At 61.1% G+C, this 18,511-nt stretch carries 23 protein-coding genes and 1 other RNA gene; 6 read left to right on the top strand and 18 right to left on the bottom strand.

Going from position 1 to position 18,511, the window contains the following annotated elements:
* From hflC to FZF13_RS19085, 4 genes are all read right to left on the bottom strand, one after another.
* Nucleotides 1–915, bottom strand: a complete 915-nt coding sequence (gene hflC, locus FZF13_RS19100; RefSeq protein ID WP_024924494.1) for a protease modulator HflC — start codon at nucleotides 913–915, stop codon at nucleotides 1–3.
* Nucleotides 915–2,009 carry an FtsH protease activity modulator HflK gene (hflK, locus tag FZF13_RS19095; protein WP_024924493.1) on the bottom strand — a complete coding sequence of 365 codons (1,095 nt, stop codon included), beginning with the start codon at nucleotides 2,007–2,009 and terminating at the stop codon, nucleotides 915–917. The genes hflC and hflK overlap by 1 nt, the downstream gene beginning before the upstream one ends.
* A gap of 150 nt (nucleotides 2,010–2,159) precedes the next feature.
* Nucleotides 2,160–2,675, bottom strand: coding sequence for a dihydrofolate reductase (locus tag FZF13_RS19090; RefSeq protein WP_024924492.1), 516 nt, complete (start codon nucleotides 2,673–2,675; stop codon nucleotides 2,160–2,162).
* Nucleotides 2,675–3,691 (bottom strand): DUF4424 domain-containing protein, encoded by a 1,017-nt coding sequence (locus FZF13_RS19085; RefSeq protein ID WP_024924491.1) that lies wholly within the window; start codon nucleotides 3,689–3,691, stop codon nucleotides 2,675–2,677. The genes FZF13_RS19090 and FZF13_RS19085 overlap by 1 nt, the downstream gene beginning before the upstream one ends.
* Before the next feature lie 143 nt (nucleotides 3,692–3,834).
* Between FZF13_RS19085 and cobF the strand changes: the two genes are divergently transcribed.
* On the top strand, nucleotides 3,835–4,596 hold the full coding sequence (gene cobF / locus FZF13_RS19080) for a precorrin-6A synthase (deacetylating) (protein WP_024924490.1): 762 nt from the start codon (nucleotides 3,835–3,837) through the stop codon (nucleotides 4,594–4,596).
* A gap of 35 nt (nucleotides 4,597–4,631) precedes the next feature.
* Here cobF and FZF13_RS19075 read toward each other — a convergent pair whose 3' ends face one another.
* The 4 genes from FZF13_RS19075 to modA form a co-directional block, all read right to left on the bottom strand.
* Complete coding sequence (locus tag FZF13_RS19075) at nucleotides 4,632–4,973, bottom strand: winged helix-turn-helix domain-containing protein (RefSeq protein WP_024924489.1); 342 nt, start codon at nucleotides 4,971–4,973, stop codon at nucleotides 4,632–4,634.
* Nucleotides 4,974–5,069: 96 nt separating this feature from the next.
* On the bottom strand, nucleotides 5,070–6,182 hold the full coding sequence (gene modC / locus FZF13_RS19070; protein ID WP_024924488.1) for a molybdenum ABC transporter ATP-binding protein: 1,113 nt from the start codon (nucleotides 6,180–6,182) through the stop codon (nucleotides 5,070–5,072).
* Nucleotides 6,179–6,883 (bottom strand): molybdate ABC transporter permease subunit, encoded by a 705-nt coding sequence (gene modB / locus FZF13_RS19065; protein WP_024924487.1) that lies wholly within the window; start codon nucleotides 6,881–6,883, stop codon nucleotides 6,179–6,181. The genes modC and modB overlap by 4 nt, the downstream gene beginning before the upstream one ends.
* A gap of 16 nt (nucleotides 6,884–6,899) precedes the next feature.
* Nucleotides 6,900–7,685, bottom strand: a complete 786-nt coding sequence (gene modA, locus FZF13_RS19060; RefSeq protein WP_024924486.1) for a molybdate ABC transporter substrate-binding protein — start codon at nucleotides 7,683–7,685, stop codon at nucleotides 6,900–6,902.
* Nucleotides 7,686–7,892: 207 nt separating this feature from the next.
* Between modA and FZF13_RS19055 the strand changes: the two genes are divergently transcribed.
* Nucleotides 7,893–8,099 carry a TOBE domain-containing protein gene (locus FZF13_RS19055; protein ID WP_024924485.1) on the top strand — a complete coding sequence of 69 codons (207 nt, stop codon included), beginning with the start codon at nucleotides 7,893–7,895 and terminating at the stop codon, nucleotides 8,097–8,099.
* Between the two features lies 1 nt (nucleotide 8,100).
* Nucleotides 8,101–8,592, top strand: a complete 492-nt coding sequence (gene tsaA / locus FZF13_RS19050; protein ID WP_024924484.1) for a tRNA (N6-threonylcarbamoyladenosine(37)-N6)-methyltransferase TrmO — start codon at nucleotides 8,101–8,103, stop codon at nucleotides 8,590–8,592.
* Nucleotides 8,593–8,630: 38 nt separating this feature from the next.
* Here the strand turns inward: tsaA and FZF13_RS19045 are convergent, their stop codons facing one another.
* Together FZF13_RS19045 and FZF13_RS19040 are read right to left on the bottom strand one after the other, a co-directional pair.
* On the bottom strand, nucleotides 8,631–9,425 hold the full coding sequence (locus FZF13_RS19045) for a thymidylate synthase (RefSeq protein ID WP_024924483.1): 795 nt from the start codon (nucleotides 9,423–9,425) through the stop codon (nucleotides 8,631–8,633).
* A gap of 141 nt (nucleotides 9,426–9,566) precedes the next feature.
* On the bottom strand, nucleotides 9,567–9,878 hold the full coding sequence (locus tag FZF13_RS19040; RefSeq protein WP_024924482.1) for a DUF2853 family protein: 312 nt from the start codon (nucleotides 9,876–9,878) through the stop codon (nucleotides 9,567–9,569).
* Between the two features lie 167 nt (nucleotides 9,879–10,045).
* Between FZF13_RS19040 and ssrA the strand changes: the two genes are divergently transcribed.
* Nucleotides 10,046–10,408: a transfer-messenger RNA gene (gene ssrA, locus FZF13_RS19035) on the top strand.
* 33 nt (nucleotides 10,409–10,441) lie between these two features.
* Here ssrA and FZF13_RS19030 read toward each other — a convergent pair.
* From FZF13_RS19030 to FZF13_RS19010, 4 genes are all read right to left on the bottom strand, one after another.
* A complete protein-coding gene (locus tag FZF13_RS19030; protein WP_081766884.1) occupies nucleotides 10,442–11,524 on the bottom strand; it encodes a tyrosine-type recombinase/integrase in 1,083 nt (360 codons plus the stop codon).
* A 283-nt stretch (nucleotides 11,525–11,807) separates the two neighbouring features.
* Nucleotides 11,808–12,374: a hypothetical protein gene (locus FZF13_RS19020; RefSeq protein WP_024924479.1), complete on the bottom strand. Its 567-nt coding sequence runs from the start codon at nucleotides 12,372–12,374 to the stop codon at nucleotides 11,808–11,810.
* A 148-nt stretch (nucleotides 12,375–12,522) separates the two neighbouring features.
* A complete protein-coding gene (locus FZF13_RS19015; RefSeq protein ID WP_024924478.1) occupies nucleotides 12,523–12,810 on the bottom strand; it encodes a hypothetical protein in 288 nt (95 codons plus the stop codon).
* Nucleotides 12,807–13,484: a hypothetical protein gene (locus tag FZF13_RS19010; RefSeq protein WP_024924477.1), complete on the bottom strand. Its 678-nt coding sequence runs from the start codon at nucleotides 13,482–13,484 to the stop codon at nucleotides 12,807–12,809. The genes FZF13_RS19015 and FZF13_RS19010 overlap by 4 nt, the downstream gene beginning before the upstream one ends.
* A 270-nt stretch (nucleotides 13,485–13,754) precedes the next feature.
* Here FZF13_RS19010 and FZF13_RS19005 point away from each other — a divergent pair, with 270 nt between their 5' ends.
* Entirely contained in the window at nucleotides 13,755–13,997 is a 243-nt protein-coding gene (locus tag FZF13_RS19005) for a helix-turn-helix domain-containing protein (RefSeq protein ID WP_024924476.1), read from the top strand.
* Nucleotides 13,998–14,004: 7 nt separating this feature from the next.
* Complete coding sequence (locus FZF13_RS19000) at nucleotides 14,005–14,352, top strand: helix-turn-helix domain-containing protein (protein ID WP_024924475.1); 348 nt, start codon at nucleotides 14,005–14,007, stop codon at nucleotides 14,350–14,352.
* A gap of 177 nt (nucleotides 14,353–14,529) precedes the next feature.
* Here FZF13_RS19000 and FZF13_RS18995 read toward each other — a convergent pair whose 3' ends face one another.
* From FZF13_RS18995 to FZF13_RS18980, 4 genes are all read right to left on the bottom strand, one after another.
* The gene (locus tag FZF13_RS18995; RefSeq protein ID WP_051504754.1) at nucleotides 14,530–15,072 is read right to left on the bottom strand and encodes a hypothetical protein; all 543 of its coding nucleotides are present in this window, start codon (nucleotides 15,070–15,072) and stop codon (nucleotides 14,530–14,532) included.
* A gap of 434 nt (nucleotides 15,073–15,506) precedes the next feature.
* Nucleotides 15,507–15,947, bottom strand: a complete 441-nt coding sequence (locus tag FZF13_RS18990; RefSeq protein WP_024924473.1) for a DUF6950 family protein — start codon at nucleotides 15,945–15,947, stop codon at nucleotides 15,507–15,509.
* Nucleotides 15,944–16,483, bottom strand: a complete 540-nt coding sequence (locus FZF13_RS18985) for a hypothetical protein (protein ID WP_024924472.1) — start codon at nucleotides 16,481–16,483, stop codon at nucleotides 15,944–15,946. The genes FZF13_RS18990 and FZF13_RS18985 overlap by 4 nt, the downstream gene beginning before the upstream one ends.
* Nucleotides 16,484–16,941: 458 nt before the next feature.
* Nucleotides 16,942–18,303: a phage major capsid protein gene (locus FZF13_RS18980; protein ID WP_024924471.1), complete on the bottom strand. Its 1,362-nt coding sequence runs from the start codon at nucleotides 18,301–18,303 to the stop codon at nucleotides 16,942–16,944.
* Between the last annotated feature and the right edge of the window lie 208 nt (nucleotides 18,304–18,511).

Here is an 18,511-nt window from a genome sequence, read left to right as displayed (position 1 = left end):
TTATTGCGCAGGCTTAGCGGGAGCGGCCGGAGCCGCCTTGCCGGCTGGATCGCGGAAGTAGCGGAAGAACTCCGAATTCGGCGAAAGCAGCATTGTGGTGCCGGCGCCATCCAGCGCCGTTCCGTAGGCATTCATCGAGCGATAGAAGTCGAAGAAGGCCGGATCGCGATTGTAGGCGTTGGCGAAGGTCGCACTGCGTTGGGCATCGCCCTCACCGCGCAGGATTTCCGACTCCTTGTTCGCTTCGGCGACGATTTCGATCACCTCACGGTCGGCACGGGCCTTGATGCGCTGTGCCGCTTCGTTGCCGCGCGCCCTTAGCCTTTCAGCCTCGGCAAGACGCTCGGCCTTCATGCGGTCATAGGTCTGCTGCGAGACCTCGGCCGTCAGGTCGGTGCGACGAATGCGGACGTCGTCGATCTCCAGCCCCAGCGACGTCGCGTCGGGACGGAGTTGATCGCGCACCTCAAGCATCATCGTGCCGCGCTCTTCGGATAGGGCGGCCTCGAAGGCGCGCTGGCCGTAGACACGACGCAACGCTGCGTCCAGACGGGTCTTGAGCCGCTGTTCGGCAAGCTCGATCTGACCAGACACCGCCGAACGGAAGACGCGCGGGTTGGAGATGCGGTAGGCGATGAAGGCGTCGACCTCGTAGAACTTGCCGCCCGAGACCTGGACACGGATGTTGTCCAGATCGAAGCGCAGCACGCGTTTTTCGATCATCTGCACGGTGTCGGCGTCGAACATAGCGAACGGCGCCTTGAAATAGATGCCGGGCTCGGTCTTGACGTCGACGATCTCGCCGAAGCGCAGCACGATCGCCTGTTGGCGGGCGTTGACCACGAACACCGAGGAATAGAGCAGGAACAGGATGATGGCGACCGCCACCACGATGGCTGGGAGACGATTGGCCATTAGCGGTTCCCTCCCGAAGCCTGCGGCTGCAATGCCGGCAACGGCAGATAGGGAACAACCCCCTGACCGTTGCTGCCCGGCTCGACGATCACCTTGCTGGAATCCTTCAGCACCTTCTCCATCGTCTCCAGATACATGCGCTGGCGCGTCACTTCCGGCGCCTTGGCGTATTCGTCATAGACGGAGATGAAGCGCTGTGCCTCACCCTCCGCTTCCTGCGTGACACGGTTCTTGTAGGCGGCAGCCTCTTCACGAACCTGCGCAGCCTGACCACGCGCGGCACCGAGCTTCTGGTTGGAATACTGGTTCGCCTCTTCGACGAAGCGGTCCTCGTCCTGTTCGGCGCGCTGCACTTCGTCGAAAGCATCGGCCACTTCGCGTGGCGGCGCTGCATCTTCGATGGAGACGGCGTTGATGGTCAGACCGGCCTTGTAGCTGTCCAGCGTCGCCTGGATGTTTTCGCGCACGGCGGTCGCGATGCCCTGGCGGTCATCGCGGAAAATATCCTGCGCCGGACGCCGGCCGACGGCTTCGCGCATCGCGCTCTCGGCCACCTGCTTCAGCATCTCGTCGGGATCGGCGACATCGAACAGATAGGTGCGTGGGTCAGCCACCTGATAGGCGACGGAGAACTGCACGTTGACGATGTTCTGGTCGCCCGACAGCATCAGGCCCGATGTGTTGCCGCTGCGGGCGCCGCCACCGATATTGACCAGCTGTTCGGAAATCTTGGCGGTCTCGACCGTCTCGACCGGCCACCAGTGGAAATGCAGACCAGGTTCGGAAAGCTGGGCCTTCGGCTTGCCGAAGCGCAGCTCGACCGCAACCTCGTCGGGCTGCACGGTATAGACGGCCTTGAACAGCCAGCCTGCGATCAGCACCAGTGCGATCAGCAGATAAAGAGCCGGGCTGCCGCCACCGGGCAGCACGTTGCGCAGCCTGTCCTGGCCACGGCGGATGATGTCTTCGAGATCGGGGGGCGAGCCCTGTGGACCGCCGGGACCGCGCGGTCCCTGCCCCCATGGGCCCTGGTTGTTACCGCCGCCGCCTCCCCAGGGGCCGCCTCCGCCGCCACTTTTGTCGTTCCAGGGCATGAATGTCCTTTCGCTGGAATCCCTCATGCGCCGAAAGTCGGCGCAAATCCGTACTGTCCTTCTATAGGGATGCCATGACGCGCTTTCAACGCGTCGGGGTCCCAAGCCACTCTTCTTCCATCCGCTTCGACCGCGACGCTTTGTCCCCGGTCAGCCGGTACGACGCTCATAAACGACGTGACGGGTCGGATGGCTGTCCTTCTCGCCGGCCGGCACGTCGAGCGACGAGACAGCGCGCCAGACCTGTGGATCAATCACCGGAAAATAAGCATCGCCGTCGATCGCCGCTAGCACGTGGGTGACGTGCAGCCGGTCGGCCAAGGGCAATGCCTGGGCATAGATCTGCGCCCCGCCGATCACGCAAATCTCGTCGACGCCCGCCATGCAGCGCCCGCGGATACGCGCCAGCGTCAATGCGTCCTCCAGCGAATGCGCCACTTCGGCGCCGTCGGCGCGCAATGCCGCGTCCCGGGTTACCAGGATATTCAGCCGGTCCGGCAGTGGGCGCCTGGGAAAACTGTCCCAGGTCTTGCGCCCCATGACGATGGGTTTGCCCAGCGTATCGGCCTTGAAACGCTTCAGGTCCGTGGACAGGCGCCAGGGCAAACCGCCCTCGCGCCCGATCACGCCATTCTCGGCAATCGCGACATGAATGGACACAAACATCAGTTGCCGGTTCCGCCTTCGCTGTCGGGCCGGTCGAGCAGCAATATGTTGATGTCGCGCTCCGGCACGTAATTCTCCGCGGTCATTTCGAAGGTGGTCGGCCCGACCTTGCGGACACCATCGCCGCAGAACGAAACCAGGCTTTGCGCGTCGCCCTTGTCGACGGTCAGCTTGAATTTGCCGATGCTGCCGGTCGCCCAGTTGCCGCCGGTTGTCAGGATATAGGCGATACGGCTTTCATAAAGCTGCGGGACGGCGTCGGTATTATTTTGTTGCGCCTTGCGCACACCGGCCTCGAAGGCATTGTCCATGCAGTAGGTGCGCTTGTAGCTGTCATACTCGCCCTGGAATTTACCGTCGTAGAAGAAATTCAGGCCCGCCGTGGCGCCGACACTCGGCTTGTAACGGTGCGCGACATGCACGGCCTTGTTGGCCGGGAAGGTCGCACGCCACCAGAAAGTCGAGCGCAGCTGCCAGAAGGGCGAGCGCACGCTTTTCCAGCCGGTACCGTCGTCAAAGTCGTCCATGACGATGATGCCGCGTGCCAGCCAGTCGTCGGCCACCTGTTGCGGCAGCTTGGCGAGCGCATCCAGCACCACCTTGCCATAAGGATAGAGCGGTACGTTCTGCGCCTTAAGCTCCGCGCCGACATCGACGCCGACCGCGAAGGCTTTCTGCTCCAGTTCGGGTTTGACGGATGCACCGTCAACCGTCACCTCGAAGCCGAGGAAATTGTCGCTGCCTTCATCCGGAATGGATGGCATCTCATAGGGATTGGCCTCGATTTCCGGCAAGGGAAAAGCGACGACGGTCGAGACATCCTTGTCCGACGTATTGCGAAAGACATAGTCCACCGTCACCTTGTCGCGCGAGATGAACAGGTCCTCGCTGTCCATCGAGACGACGTCGTTGCGCGACAGGATCAACCCGCCGGCACCCAGTTCCGCGGTGGAATCGTTGGCGAAGGCAGGAGCCGCGACAAGCGCGAGGCCGAGCGTCAGCGCAATGCGGACCATCGAAGCGATTCCCTTCCCAACAAGCCTGTCCGACCCTACTTGCTTCGACCGCCCGTTCAAAGCCCTTCCGTCGTCGCCAAGACCGGCCGCCGACCCGGTGCCAACACTGGACAGGTCGTCTGCGATCGGGCAGGACAGCGCCCATGCGCAGGCTTCTCGTCATCGGCATCGGCGCCGGCAATCCCGAACATATGACGGTACAGGCCATCAACGGCCTGAACCGAGCCGATGTGCTTTTCATTCCCGACAAGGGTGCGAAGAAAAACGAGCTCGCCGACCTGCGCCGCGCGATCTGCGACCGCTTCGTCACCAATCCGAACTCCCGCCGCGTCGAATTCGACGTACCGGTTCGCGCCGAGCCGGCGCTATCCTATCTCGCCACGGTCGACGATTGGCACGAGGAAATCGCCGGCATCTACGAGCGGCTGGTGCGCGATGAAATCGGCGAGGACGGCTGCGGTGCCTTCCTGATCTGGGGCGACCCGTCGCTCTACGATTCAGCGCTGCGCATCCTTGAGCGCGTCACCCGGCGCGGCAATGTCTCCTTTGAGCTGGAAGTCATCCCCGGCATCACCGCCATCCAGGCGCTGGCAGCCGGCCACAGGATGGCGCTCAACCGCATTGGCGACCCCTTCCTGGTGACCACGGGCCGCCGGCTGACCGAAGAAGGCTTACCCGGCAATGCCACCAGCACCGTGGTGATGCTGGACGGCAAATGTTCCTTTCAGACTGTCTCGGACAAGGATGCCATCATCCATTGGGGGGCCTATCTCGGCACGCCGGACGAAATCCTCATCCAGGGCCGGCTCGGCGACGTCGAGGACGAGATCGTCCGCACTCGTGAAAACGCCCGCCAGCGCAAGGGCTGGATCATGGACACCTATCTGCTGCGCAAGCCTGAGTAGCCGGCGCCTCTACCTGCCCACCGCAACGCCGTTGCTCATCCGGCATCGATCTCCGCCTGCAGCGCGTCCATATGCGCGGCTGCGGCCGCCGTCGCCGCGCGCTCGATGGCGCGATAGCGGCTGACAACCGCCAGCCCGACAGGTGTCAGCTGGGCGCCACCGCCCTTGCGGCCGCCAGTCTGCGCCGCCACCAGCGGCTTGCCGAAGACGCGGTTCATGTCTTCCACCAGGTCCCAGGCGTGCTTGTAGGACATCTCCATGCCGCGCGCGGCGGCCGAAATCGACCCGAAGGCGGCGATCTGCTCCAGGAGTTCGATCTTGCCCGGCCCGATGCGACCGTCGGGATCGAGATTGATCCTCAGACTGAGCGACGGCATTGTTCTTCCTCCCGGTCTGGGGCGTCGATGCCGCCACGTCAAAAGATCATTCGTTATTCCACGGGAGAATAGCGACATGCCGTCGCAAGAGCGTCATCACGCGTCGAATTCCGCCCTTGGCGTGGCCGCCACATTGGCTTCGTCGAAGCTGACGGTCTTGATGACGGCGAAGACGTCGAGCCCAGGAGCCAGCGACAGCGCATGCTGCGACTGCCGGGTAACGCGCGCCATGACGGCCACTCCGTTGCAATCGATCCTGACCTCGACCGCCGCGCCCTCGCCAGGCTCGATCGCGGCAATGCGGCCAGCCAGCACGTTGAGGGCGCTCAGTCCCTGCGGCCGTTCAGTGGCGATCATCACGTCGCGGGCCCGAATACGCAGCCGGACCGGGTGACCGACTGCCGCTTGCAGATAAGGCACGTGGATTTCGCCGGCCGGCGAGCCAAGCACGCTCATGCCGAACCGTTGGTCGTGCTGCAGCACATGCGTGTCCAGAACGGCACCGCCCTCGCCCCGCTCTTCATGCGCCAGAAGATCAAGCCGCTGCATGATCGCGGCGGTCGGACCGGAGGCGGCGACCTTGCCTTGCGCCATGACCACCACGTCGCTCGCCAGCCGCGCCACTTCCGCCACCGAATGGCTGACATAGACGATCGGCACCTTGGTCTCGTCGCGCAGACGTTCGATGTAGGGCAGGATCTCAGTCTTGCGCGCCTCGTCCAGCGAAGCAAGCGGCTCGTCCATCAAAAGCAATCTCGGGCTGGCCAGCAATGCCCGCCCGATCGCCACGCGCTGCTTCTCGCCGCCGGAAAGCCCGGCCGGCCGCCGATCCAGCAAATGGCCTATGCCGAGCAACTCGACCACCGCGCCGATATCGCCGTAGCGCTCCGCGGCCGGCGCGAACCAGCGCCCGTAACGCAGATTGGCCGCCACGCTCAGATGCGGAAACAGCCGCGCATCCTGGAACACCATGCCGATGCGGCGTTTGTGCTTGGGTATGAAAACTCCGTCGCCGGTGTCGACCAGCACCCGCCCGTCGACGGCGATGCGGCCGCGCTGCGGGCGGATCAGCCCGGCGATCGCGTTGATCAACGAGGTCTTGCCGGAACCGGACGGCCCGAACAGCGCCGTCAGTCGGCCCGTGCTTTCGAAGGCCGCATCAAGAACAAAGCTGCCCTGATGGTGACCGATGTCGACCGAGACACTCATTCGATGTCCATCCGCCGACCGAGTCGCCGCGCCAACACCTCCGAGGCGACGAGTGCGCCCATTGAGATGACGATGCTGATGAGGGTGAGCCGCAAAGCGCCCTCGTCGCCGCCAGGCACCTGCGTGAACGTGTAGATGGCCGACGGCAACGTCTGTGTCTCGTTGGGAATGTTGGAGACGAAGGTGATCGTCGCACCGAATTCGCCCATCGCCTTAGCAAAGGACAGGATGGCGCCGGCGATCATGCCCGGCAGGATCAATGGCAGCGTGATGGTAGCGAATACCCAGGCTGGATTGGCGCCAAGTGTACCGGCGGCGGCTTCCAGCTTGCGGTCCACCGCCTCGATGGAAAGCCGGATCGCCCGCACCATCAGCGGAAAACCCATCACCCCGCAGGCAAGTGCGGCCCCGGTCCAGCGGAAGGAAAAGACGATGCCGAAATGCTCCGCCAGGAAAGCTCCGGCAGGACCGCGCCGGCCGAAGGCGAGCAGCAGCAGGTAGCCGGTGACGACCGGCGGCAAAATCAGCGGCAGATGCACGACACCATTGAGGAGGGTCTTGCCCCAGAAGCGACCGCGCGCAAGCAAGAACGCGACCGCGATGCCGGCCGGAAGGCTGGCCAGCATCGCCACCGTCGCCACCTTGATCGACAGCCGGACCGCATTCCATTCGTCGGGCGTGAGGTCCAGCAGCCAGTTCATTCGGTAGTGCTATGCCTTACTGGGTCGGCGCGAGAACCGTGAACCCCTGCGCCTTGAAGAGTTCGCCTGCCTTAGCAGATCGCAGGCACTTCAGGAATGCGGGGGCATCCTTGTCCTTGGAAGCTGCCGTCTGGGCGGCCGGATAGACGATGGGAGGATGCGTCTCTTCCGGGAAGGTTCCAATGACCTTGACGCCCTTCTCGGCGTTGGCGTCGGTCTGATAGACGATGCCCGCCGCCGCCTCGCCCGTGGCGACCAGCTTGAGGGCCGCGCGGACGTTCTCCGCCTGCGCCACCTTGCCCTCGACCGAAGACCAGACGCCGAGCGATTCCAGCGCCGCCTTGCCGTATTTACCGGCCGGCACCGCCTTGAAATCACCCATGGCGAGCTTGCCGTCGCCGATCACCTTGGCGAGATCGAACCCCTTGGCGATCTTCACCTCGGCCTTGGAATCCTTCGGCGCCACCAGCACGATCTCGTTGCCGAGCAATTTCACCTCGGTATCGGCCTTGGTCAGCTTCTTGTCGGACAGATATTTCATCCAGTCGAGGTCGGCCGAGATGAACACATCGGCCGGCGCGCCTTCCTCGATCTGCTTGGCCAGCGCCGAGCTGGCCGCATAGGAAATCTTGGCGGTCTCGCCGACTTCCTTCTCGCAAGCGACATTGACCGCGTCGAGCGCGTTCTTGAGGCTGGCGGCTGCAAACACCACCACCTGCTCATCAGCCCGCGCCGGTGCCGCCAGCATCGCGGCCATGCTGCCGGCAGCCAGCGCCGCCAGCACCAAACCATTACGTTTCATCATCGAACCTCTCCCTGATTTTGCAGACCCGTCCAGCCTTTGGCTCGGAGCGATATATTCATATGAACATAACAAAGGGAAGGCTTTTGCACATTTTTCAGGAAAAGAGTTTCACTGAAAATACGTTGTGGTGCGGCTGTCCGGCAGGCTATTTTGGCCGCCCGCGCGACACTGCGGGGCGGACAGAAACGAACGAAGGAATTTTCCATGAAAATCAGCGCGCGTAACACCTTGAAGGGCAAGATCGTCGAGATCACCAAGGGTGCCACCACCTCGCATGTCCGCATCGACATCGGCGGCGCCGTCGTCACCGCTTCGATTACCAACGAGGCCGTCGCCGATCTTGGCCTCGCCGTCGGCAAGCAGGCCTATGCCGTGATCAAGGCATCCGACGTGATGGTCGGCATCGACTGATTTGGTTCGCGAGAACGAAATCCGCCAAGGCGAGATCGCCGTCGAAGCGCCCGCGGCGACGGATGCCGGGCTCGTCTTCATCGGCACCATCCGCACACCCTGGACCTCGCGGCTGGTGACGCCGCGCCAGGGCCGCGCCGACGGTCCGGTCTGCCACATCGAGGTCTTCCCGCTCTGGCAACAGGCGCTGGCCGGCATCGAACAGTTCGAGCGGCTGGAAGTACTTTACTGGCTGCATCTGTCGCGCCGCGACCTCGTCAGGCAGAGCCCGGCCAATGACGGCAGTGCGCGCGGTACTTTCGCCCTGCGCTCGCCGGTCAGGCCGAACCCGATCGGCACGTCCATCGTCACGTTGGTCGACGTCGAGGGATCGACCGTTCTGGTCCGCGGCATAGACTGCCTCGACGGCACGCCATTGCTCGACCTGAAACCCGACCGCACGCTGTTCACGCCTATCGCTCCGCCGCAGGCCGGCGACTTCGAAGTGGGCTGAAACGATCGCCCCGCAGCCATTCGGCTGGCCGGCGGCGATTACACCGCGATCGGTGCCTTGATCGTCGCGTCGGCGACGTAGTTCTCAAGACGGAAATCCTCGAAGCGGAAGGAGAAAAGGTCCTTCACCTCGGGGTTCATCCACATCGTCGGCAGTGTTTTCGGCTTGCGCTGCAACTGCTCGCGCGCCTGTTCGAAATGGTTGGAATAGATGTGCGCGTCACCCAGCGTGTGCACGAAATCGCCGGGTTTCAGCCCCGTCACCTGCGCCACCATCATGGTGAGCAGCGCATAGGAAGCGATGTTGAACGGCACGCCGAGAAAGATGTCCGCGGAACGCTGGTAGAGCTGGCATGACAGCCGTCCGTCCGAAACGTAGAACTGGAACAGGCAGTGGCAGGGCGGCAGCGCCATTGCCTCCACCTCGGCCGGATTCCATGCCGAGACGATCAGCCGGCGTGAATAAGGATTGCAGCGGATTTCGCGGAGCAGATTTTCGATCTGGTCGATGGTGCCGCCATGCGCATCCGGCCAGGAGCGCCACTGCTTGCCATAGACCGGGCCGAGATCGCCCTTGGCATCCGCCCACTCGTCCCAGATGGTGACGCCGTGGTCGTTCAGATATTTGATGTTGGTATCGCCGGCCAGAAACCACAGAAGTTCGTGGATGATCGACTTCAGGTGCAGTTTCTTGGTGGTAAGCACCGGGAAGCCGTCGGCCAGATCGAAACGCATCTGATAGCCGAACACCGAGCGTGTGCCGGTGCCGGTGCGGTCGCCCCGGTTGGTGCCATGCTCCATCACATGGTTCAGCAGGTCCAGATATTGGCGCATCGCTATTGCCCTGATTCGCGGGATTTGCGTCGCTGTCGATCATAACCGACCCGCCGCCGCAGGGCTATCGCCCAGGCACGCCAAACCACAGCCTTCCGGCGCGATACCGCGCCGGATACACATCCAACGTGTCTCTGAAGCTTAGAGCGAGCCGAGCTTGCCGAGATCCTTGGCGACCAGATAGTAGAAGGTCACGCGGCCCTTGCTGTGGTCGGCATGCATGGCCTTGCAGGTCTTCTCGATCGCTGCGTCGGCCTTCTTGGCGTCGGCGATGCCGAGCTTCTTGCCCACCCAGCTGTCTCTCACGCGCTTGAGCTCTTCCGGGTCGGTGCAGGACACCAGCGAGGAATCGCGGTTCCGGAGCGCGATGCCCAGGTGCTTCACGATCTTTTCGACAACTTCGGCGCTGGCGCCGGCGTCATATTTCTTCACGTCTGCAAGATAATCGCTCATCAGGAATTCCCCTCATCGGAGCCATGCGTCTGTCCGGTGAGAGCAACTGGAATAAGCCGCGAACCCGGACACAACCGGATTCTCCTCACCGACCCAAACCTTCGGTTGCGCTTTTGCGCAAGTCAAGCCTCACAACATCGATTGGCACAGCATCGATCCGCGAAAGCAGCCTTTCATTTTCCGATCGCGCCCCCTATATTCGCTTCGTCGGCTCGACCGACTATGGCGATAAACAGGCGATGAAATAAGCCGTTCGGACCCGGGGGCGGTACCCGGCGCCTCCACCAAAAACCGCTGTCTCCCGGAGGGAGCGGCTTTTGCTGGGGGCGAAATAGGATCGACGAAGGTGTAAAGATCGTACTTTTGCCCGGCATTGTACCACCGTTATCGGGCTAAACTTATAGTTGCCAACGACAACTATGCGGAAGCTCGTCTCGCTGCTTAATGCGGCGCGAACGCTTCAAATCAAGCCCTAGCGGTTCGCACCTCTAGGCGGGGTCCGGAGGCACCTGGCAACAGAAGCCTCCACTTCCTTTTCTGCCCTTTAGTGCCTTGATCTGCCGTCATTTCCGCTTTCCAGTTTTACCGCGTTTTACAATTTTGGCCTGTTTCCGTTCTTCCATTTGCAAAAGGACGGCCTGCCCGCCGGCCTTGCGGTCGGCATATCGGCTGTATCTCTCGACCATGGGAACGCTCATCCCCACCATGTCGCTGATCTGAAGGGCGGTGTATCCTTCCTGCCGCAACCGGATGACGGCATTGGCGCGAAGCCCATGCCAAACGACGCCGGCGAGTTCGGGATGGTCTTCCCTCACCCTGTCGAGCATCTTCCATAGGCCATTCGGGGTGAACGGCTTTCCGCTCTCCTGCCGCAAGAACGGACCCGGCCGCTTTTCCCACGTCTCCATTTCAGCCTCGAGCTCGGGGAAGATGGGACACCACGGCCGGACGCCGGTCTTTTTCTGACGAAGGCTGAAGCCACCTTCGTCGACATCGGTTGGGCCAAGCCGGACCATGTCGCTGATTCTCTGCCCGGTGAAACGCCCAAGCACGTAAGCGCGACGCAGCATGCCCGTCAGGTTCTTGTCGGCCCATGCGAGTTGCTCCGGCGACCACGGCTTATGCCCCTCGCCCTGCTCGAAATGAGGAACGCCTTGCGTCGGATCGCGGCTCAACAACTCGCGCGGTCCACATGCCCAACGACACATGGAGCGCAGCGCATCCAGCACGTTGTTGGCCGTTCCGGGCTTTTCGGCTCCAATCGTCTCGATGAGCGCCAGCACATGGGAGGGCCGGAGACTTTCAGCCTGGAGGTTGCCCCAAGCAGCGCGCACGGGGCGCAGAGACTGCTTGTATTTCTCCTGGGTGCTTTCCGCCAGCTTGCGGGGAAGACTCGGCCACGCGGCTTCGTACGCGTCGATCAAAGCGCCGATGGTGTTGGCCGTCACGGATCCGGCGATGCCTTGCGCCTGGCGAAGGGCTGTCCAGAATTCAGGCGACTGCGGATCGTTCGGGAGCTTGATCCGCGCCCCTACATGGTCGGTGCCCCTGCCCGGCTGATAGTAGAAGTATTCGCGGCCACGCGACACGACGCGGTGAACGCCTTTCGGCAGCGTGACGGCCGCTCTATGCCGGCGATGCGACATTCTTCAAACCCGCCAAGAAAGGATCGCCGGCGACCTCCGAAGCGCAACCTACGGACAACGATCCGAGTGCCGACTCCACATCTGCCCAGCACCAACGGACGCAACCGTTCGACAGCTTCACGGGCTGGGGAAGGACGCCGCGCCGGACCATCTCGTACACGGTCGATTCCGACACTTCGAGTTCACGTGCCAATGTGCTGCAGGTAATATAAGACGGCGGCCGGCTATGATCCGCCGGTTTCGAATAGCTGTTGGGGCGCGCCATGATCATGTCTCCGGCCGTTTACGCGATAATCTCGCCTTCTTCGTTCGCCTCAGCCAATTCGGTCGCAGCTGCTTTGAGGAAGCCTATCCCGATCACCAGAAGCCTGTAGCAGCCGTCCAAGGCCGCAGCTGAATACAATTCGGCGCTCGACGAAACGCTTTCGCGGATGTGAGCGTCATTGGTGAAAAGCGCAGTCGTCCCATCCCTGAAGATGAGGCGGGCTATCTTCCCGGTTTCTGCAATCTCGAAGCGAACCGCTCCTACATATTCCGCAGCGGCGGGATCGGTGATGAAGCCGGCGAGACACTCTTGCAGCGATTTGCCGACAAGGTCGCTCGGAACCCCTTCTCGGCCCACAATCCGCAGTTTCATCGCCTCCGGGGTCACCTTGGCCGCATCGCTGGCGCGCCTCGACACCAGCGAGAGAATCATCGCAGCCATCTGTTCCGGATTGATGTCGGGAGCATAGCGACCGCGGACAGTCGACAGAACATCGATATCTCGCAAGAAGCGGACCCGCTGATCCACCTCACCCGCATTGCCAGAAAATTGCGCAAGGAAGCGTTCAAACTCTTTCGTAAGCATGGATATCTCCAATGTGATTTCCACATTAATTTGGTCCAGCGCGCATCCTTTGTCAAATGTGGAAATGACATTTAGCGTGGAGCACGCCTAATTTCGCCGCTGGAAACCCACCCCTGCCGGTATATCAGCAGGGGTCAGATTGCGGTCATCACGCCGGAAGATCGCGCGCATCGTCTTCAAGCTCGTCACTGCCGCTATAGCCGGCAGCGGCCCAATCACCTTGATGAGCCAAGTTATTCAAGGCCCCAAGGGAAGGTTCATCGTCGGTATCCGGCTCCTCGTCGCCGCCGTCCTCATCGTCAACGGCCGGCTCGATTTCAGCGTCGCCATCAATCTCGTCCAGCAGCGCAATCAGATTCTCAATCGCGGCTTCCAGCCGAAGCCGCATGGTGAGTGTGATCGGCAGGAACAAGATCGGCTCCAGGCGAGTGTTCATGCTGCGTGCTCGCGGGGATAGCCGTCACAGGTGCTTCCGATCTCCCGGAAGTTGTCCGTGATTCTCTGAGAGAGCTGCCCGGCCAGATCACGAGCGATCCACAGGAGAGCACAAATGCGATCCAGTTGGGTGTCTCGCTTGCCATCCCGCTCGAAGCTCATGTCCATGATGCTGTCGACGATCGTGTCGAGAAGCTCGTGAAGATGGGCTGTGTCGGAATCGAGGTGGTTGAGGTCATAGGATTTGGAAGTTGGCACTTCTGCTTTTTGGGCTTCATTGGCGCTGGCGGCCTCCGCAATCTCCCAGCGACGATCAGCCAGGTCTTCGCATTCGAGTTCGGAAGCGAAGAACTTGAAAGCTACATTGACCATGCTCGACGCGAGCGGAGAGCCGACAAATTCATCGTTCTCGTCCACAGCCAGCCGCAAGGCGGCAACAGCGGATTTCCGGCTAGGGGCGGCCTCAGTCCAATTCGAGAGGCGTTGAAAAAAGGGACTGTAAATAGAGTCCATCAACGCGTCTCTTTCATCATCCTCAATGCCTCGAACACGATTTGCGAAATCGCGGCCGGCCTCGAAGGATCTGATGGCGTCAAGCAAACGGTCGCCAGTTTCCGCTTCTGTGTTGAGGGCGGCGTTCGAAATAGCGCTCAATGTCCGGACATGCTGGTTCATGATCTTCTCCAAGGATGTAGCGGGCGAAATTGCCTGCGGTTCATTGGAAGAACCGGTGCCGCTACCGCCCGGTGCACAAGGATTCGTGCCTCCCGATATCCTCGCTGTTGTCCGGAGCTTTTCGGGGTCAGAGTTCCCAAGGATTGAATCCTGTCCCTCAATTGTTGACAAAGGATTCTCGTGGCGAGTCCTTGCGGTTCGCATCGTTTGCTCCTACGATTGTGCCAACGGCACATTTATGGTGACAGGTGCACCATACAGGAATTCAACATGGTGACAAGTGCACAAATTCGTGCCGCGCGCGGGCTATTGAACTGGACTGTTCGCGATCTCGCCGAGCGCTCTGGTGCACACCGTAATACGATCACCAGGATCGAAACAGACGCCACTGGCCCGGGCTATTCGATCGACGCAATCCAGCGCGCGCTCGAAGCGGCCGGAGTAATCTTCATCGAGGGGGACGGCGAAGGGCCAGGCGTCCGCCTGCGTAATACGCCTCAAGCGGCCGAGTAGCACATCAATGCCAGCCGGCAGCCGCGCGAAGTCGTCGAACGAGATCGATCCGTTCACACACATCAGGGAAGAGGAACAGGCGCTGCAGGTCCTGCGCATACTCCTGCACGACGCTTTCGGCGGGCATGGCAGCAATCGTACTATCGGCGCCTGCCTGGAAGAAATCGGGCTCTACGGCAGCCCGACACAGATCCGCGAAATCTTGCAGCGGCTTGAGGCGCAAGGATTGCTTAGGTCCAGGACTGTCGAAGGTTACGACGAAGCCCATCTGATCGTATCGCTCACCGACGAGGGAGAACGGGTTGCGCGCGGCAAGCAGATGGCTGATGGCGTCGCGCGACCCAGCCGCGACTAGAAGGATTCGCCTCATGATCGAATAGGATTCCCGGATAATGTTCCAGGCGGAAACATTAGGCCTATTGTCTTAAATCCTTCGTGGGTCTGCAAATTTGCAGACCCTGATTCCCTAGCTTCCGATAACCTCGAACTTGTCGAAGCCTAGCAGCGCACGCGCCGCCTCAAAGGAGTATCGTCATTCCCATTCAGCTTTGATCTCTCCGCCAAGTTCCCTGACCGCTCGTGCGATGATACGAGCACTGAACCAGTTCCTACGCCACTCCGAGCGTTGGAAGTATTTCCCGGATTTTGCATAAAAGTCTAAGTCGGGCATGGTGTAACCCTTTTCGAAGCAATGTGTCCGGAGCTGATCTAGCATCGTGTTGCCAGTAACCTTGTACGGCTTTCTGTCGCGGCGCATGCCACGCTTGTTCGCAGCAACACGGATTGCATCCTCCGATCTGCCGGGAAATGCAGCAAGAAGTTCGCGCCAGGTGGCAGAATGATAGATCTTGCGAAGACGCATTACATCCGCCCCGGTCCACTGATTCCTCACCGGGGTCAGCCCCAATTCGTTACACTTGTGGCGGATCGCCTCAGCGCTTCGCCGTGGCAGGCGCTGTGCAATCGCATCCCTATCTGGATAGTGATCCCGGCACTGATTCAATTCGTCGTCGGTCCAGAGGTCCTGCCCAGCAAGATTCTTGCCTGTGCGGACCATGCGCTCGCGAAGTTCCATAGCGGCTTTCGCGCCATCTATGTGGCGGCGGCTGGACGGAGACAGAGGCATGCCGCATTGAAGCAGATGGAGACAGCACGCGCGATGAGCTACTTGCCAATACACCCGCTTTCCACAACTCGCTTATAAGGGCCGCAACATCGATCGGCAGGAGCGTTTGTCGAAAATCCAAGCGAATCGCTGCGAAGAAGGCGGCAACGTTGGCCCAACAGAAGGCCATCGCAGCCGAAGCTAAAGTCGCCATCACCGGCCGTCTGAAAGACCCGAATAACTGTTTCAGTGGTGGTCACGTGAAACTATTCCGGACGGGAATGGTTTTGGGCGGCCCTTCTGGGATCCCGTGCGGCACGGCACTGCTTTAATGCGCGAGGCGCTTACACAAGCCCGCCCGGAACTAGCAGCCAGTCAGGTATTTGCTTGGACGCATGGCGCGACTAACTCGAAGCTTTCTGCTCCGAAAACATTCTGATTAAGACGGGTTGCCTCCAGACCATCACGGCCGGAAAATCCCTCGCACACACTCCGCGCAGCGTACGAACGTGCCATAAGCCGCCCGCTCGGATCGCGGGCACTTCGCCAACGACACCGAGCGGGGCTAAGGGCGCCACGCACACGGCAACGTCGCCATCCGCAGGTTTTTCGACACGATACCAACCAACGCTGGCCATGCGAGCACCAATGAAAGCGAGCATGCCACCGGCGCGCGTAATAATCGCCAGGGCACCAGCCTCATTACTGTAGCTGCCACGAATCCCAAGACCAGGATCCACGCCAAAGCAGTCACGCACATAGTTGCCGACGAAGAGCGTGCAATCTTGTTGCCCATACTGCCAGCGGTGCATGGCCGCAGCGTCTATGTACTCATAGGGCGTCATGCTGAACGCGCCAACGCTCGCTGGAACACCGTCGGCAATGCCGTGTCATCGCCCAACGCTACTAGATAACTGCGGTCCAGCGGACGGGTCGCACCATATCGACGCACGATCTCGGACCTCACACCGGTTTCTGAGATGACTGTCTGCTCGCAGAAGGCACCGAATGTGCCGGTCAGGTCGGTCTCTACCAGCTTATCCATTAGACCCGGAAAGTCGCGTTCACGGTCGTTTGACTGATGAAGGAAGGCAAATATCTCCGATTGCGACAAACTCGGCGCGGTGAGCAGCGGGGCAATTGGGTTCATCGCACCAGCCGGCAATTTTTCGCCGGCCGCTTGCCCGGCCACGAAATATGCCTGCGGCCCATTCAGCGCAGACCAGCCACAGAACACCAGTTGGTAAGCGAGAGAAAGGTCGGTTTTTTGTCGCTCGATGACCGCCCGCTGGACCAATAGGACGGCCTCTTCAAATGTTGTGGCGGATGAAGCGCGTTCGGCAAACCATTCCAACATCGACTCGGCGCCGCGCAGCGTCATCGCTCCGAAGTCCCGAAGGCGTCTGACCTTCGTAACAGGGGGAACGGCCGCGCCGGGATAGCGGCCGATTGCCAACCCATCAGTCAGAAGCCGAACATCCTTCGAACCGACATAGACGCAAAACGCGGTCACCGCGGCCCCATAATGAAAATCGGACTGGAAGCCAGCGCTAACAATGTGAAGTCTGAGATGATGGCAAAGACGGGAGGGTGGAGAGCCAAGCTTTCTCCATTCGGCCGGTAGATTTTCGGCGGAAGCACTGTTGTGCTCCGCAGAGCGGTTGCATACCTAAGTTTCATCTTCGATGCTCCTGCATTGCCATAAAGCGGGCGGCCCGGGAGAAAGCCCCGGCCGCCCGTCGCCTTGCCACCTTGACCCGCTATCCAGACTCGAGCGCCGGGAGGTGACTTTCCGTTATTGGCCTGGTTGTTCAGCCTCAGAATGTGCGCTCAGAGTGATTAGGGCTTGACGCCAAGGATCTTGCAGAAAGACTCAGGGTGCGCGAACCCGACATCTGCGCGAATGTGGCAGATGAAGCCGATCTGGCCATTGGCGGCGAACGCCTGGTCAAGCCGCTGGATGCTAAGGCTCTCGCGAAGCCCGAGAATCGCCTGACTGAAGTCGCCGACGAGAATCGTGGATGCCGCAACCTCGGTGCCCTGGGTCTGATTGATAGGCACGGACGTACTGACCAGGCGCTCAAGCGCCTTCACATCATCATGAGCGTTGAGCGGCTGATTGAGCGTGTCTTTCAGCTTGCGCAACGTGCGCGCCGTGCGCGGATTGTAGATAGCGGCATTGGCGGGGCCTGCGTTCTTCGCCTCGATCTCGTACAACGCATCAACGAACGGGTCATAGTTGGAGATCACCGCACCGTTGGCCCCGAGACTAACCGAACCGATTCCAGGCGTGTTGAACAGTCCAAGCGGCTCAACGACCGTGCCGGCGCCGAACAGGCAGGCCCTGTCCAGTTCGACCGACATCGACCCCAGAAGGGCCGTTTCGAGCGCCTGGTCGATGTTGACAGAGTCGGCCAGAACCTCCCGGCTCACCTTGACCAAGACGGAGAGCGACCGAGCGACAAAATCGACAGCCTCGAAATTGGGGTTGGATTCTGCAATGGCCGCATTCTCGGCGCGCCACGCCGGTACAGGGTCTGCGGCGGTGCGTACGATGCGCGTCTTCATCGTGTCGAGGATCATCGTCCTTGCGCCGGCCTTGATAAACGTCGTCCTCGCGCGCAGCTTGTCGAAGAACTCGCGCACGACGTAGGTGGGAACGGAATACCCGCCGGCGCTATCCGTGCCCTCCGAGAGGGCATTGCGCATGGCGTCCGATCTGGCACCGAAGAGCATGCCGTTGAGATAGGTGCCGACGGACGCTCCGGTGCTGCCGTCATATTGCGTGCGCAGCTTGGCGAGGTTCTCGTCCGAGTTGACGATTTCGACAACCTTGCCGGTGTTGGCATCGCGCCAGGAACCGTCGGCAGCGCCTCTAATAAGCCCGGCATCTTCGAGCGTCTGCATAGCGACCGCGCGGTTTTCGATCTCGCGATCGACGATATTCAGAAGCGCCATCGCGCCTTCGTATGCAGGCTCATCCTGCTTGGCATTCCAGTCCTGCCGGCCGACGAAATTATTGACCCAGTTGCGGAGTTCATTCGACAACCGCCTGAAGTCGGCAGGGTGTTTTGTCTTGCTGCGAAGGGCTTCGAACCGCCGCTCCACGTCGTCAAAGAAGTTGCTGTCCGCCTGCTGCATGGCGACGCGATTTTTCGCGACGGCCTCGCGACAGTCCTGCAGCGAGATATGTTTGGTCATGTGAGTACCCTTTGGGACAGCCGGCTTTTTCCAGACGCCGGCACGGTTGAACATCAGAGCAGCAAAGCTGCCCCGTTCGTGCCGACGCATTAGCCAGGCGCAAAGGGCGCGGGGTGGAGGCGTCTCTCACAGTGACTGGAAAGGCCAGTATGCGAGCCAATATGATTTTCGTACTGCTTTCCGATCAGATTTTCAAACCTGAAGCGAC

Source organism: Mesorhizobium terrae, assembly GCF_008727715.1.
In the GTDB taxonomy this organism is placed as follows: domain Bacteria; phylum Pseudomonadota; class Alphaproteobacteria; order Rhizobiales; family Rhizobiaceae; genus Mesorhizobium; species Mesorhizobium terrae.
This window is presented reverse-complemented; position numbering and strand designations above follow the sequence as displayed.

Coding starts and splice junctions, on each gene's coding strand:
- modA (WP_024924486.1), bottom strand. CDS start 7,685: ATGAAACGTAATGGTTTGGTGCTGGCGGCGCTGGCTGCCGGCAGCATG.
- FZF13_RS19045 (WP_024924483.1), bottom strand. CDS start 9,425: ATGCGCCAATATCTGGACCTGCTGAACCATGTGATGGAGCATGGCACC.
- FZF13_RS19040 (WP_024924482.1), bottom strand. CDS start 9,878: ATGAGCGATTATCTTGCAGACGTGAAGAAATATGACGCCGGCGCCAGC.
- FZF13_RS19010 (WP_024924477.1), bottom strand. CDS start 13,484: ATGAACCAGCATGTCCGGACATTGAGCGCTATTTCGAACGCCGCCCTC.
- FZF13_RS18985 (WP_024924472.1), bottom strand. CDS start 16,483: ATGACGCTGCGCGGCGCCGAGTCGATGTTGGAATGGTTTGCCGAACGC.
- FZF13_RS19000 (WP_024924475.1), top strand. CDS start 14,005: ATGCCAGCCGGCAGCCGCGCGAAGTCGTCGAACGAGATCGATCCGTTC.
- FZF13_RS19055 (WP_024924485.1), top strand. CDS start 7,893: ATGAAAATCAGCGCGCGTAACACCTTGAAGGGCAAGATCGTCGAGATC.
- FZF13_RS18980 (WP_024924471.1), bottom strand. CDS start 18,303: ATGACCAAACATATCTCGCTGCAGGACTGTCGCGAGGCCGTCGCGAAA.
- modC (WP_024924488.1), bottom strand. CDS start 6,182: ATGAGTGTCTCGGTCGACATCGGTCACCATCAGGGCAGCTTTGTTCTT.
- FZF13_RS19075 (WP_024924489.1), bottom strand. CDS start 4,973: ATGCCGTCGCTCAGTCTGAGGATCAATCTCGATCCCGACGGTCGCATC.
- hflK (WP_024924493.1), bottom strand. CDS start 2,009: ATGCCCTGGAACGACAAAAGTGGCGGCGGAGGCGGCCCCTGGGGAGGC.
- hflC (WP_024924494.1), bottom strand. CDS start 915: ATGGCCAATCGTCTCCCAGCCATCGTGGTGGCGGTCGCCATCATCCTG.
- FZF13_RS19020 (WP_024924479.1), bottom strand. CDS start 12,374: ATGCTTACGAAAGAGTTTGAACGCTTCCTTGCGCAATTTTCTGGCAAT.
- cobF (WP_024924490.1), top strand. CDS start 3,835: ATGCGCAGGCTTCTCGTCATCGGCATCGGCGCCGGCAATCCCGAACAT.
- modB (WP_024924487.1), bottom strand. CDS start 6,883: ATGAACTGGCTGCTGGACCTCACGCCCGACGAATGGAATGCGGTCCGG.
- FZF13_RS19090 (WP_024924492.1), bottom strand. CDS start 2,675: ATGTTTGTGTCCATTCATGTCGCGATTGCCGAGAATGGCGTGATCGGG.
- FZF13_RS19005 (WP_024924476.1), top strand. CDS start 13,755: ATGGTGACAAGTGCACAAATTCGTGCCGCGCGCGGGCTATTGAACTGG.
- FZF13_RS18995 (WP_051504754.1), bottom strand. CDS start 15,072: ATGGAACTTCGCGAGCGCATGGTCCGCACAGGCAAGAATCTTGCTGGG.
- FZF13_RS18990 (WP_024924473.1), bottom strand. CDS start 15,947: ATGACGCCCTATGAGTACATAGACGCTGCGGCCATGCACCGCTGGCAG.
- FZF13_RS19085 (WP_024924491.1), bottom strand. CDS start 3,691: ATGGTCCGCATTGCGCTGACGCTCGGCCTCGCGCTTGTCGCGGCTCCT.
- FZF13_RS19030 (WP_081766884.1), bottom strand. CDS start 11,524: ATGTCGCATCGCCGGCATAGAGCGGCCGTCACGCTGCCGAAAGGCGTT.
- FZF13_RS19015 (WP_024924478.1), bottom strand. CDS start 12,810: ATGAACACTCGCCTGGAGCCGATCTTGTTCCTGCCGATCACACTCACC.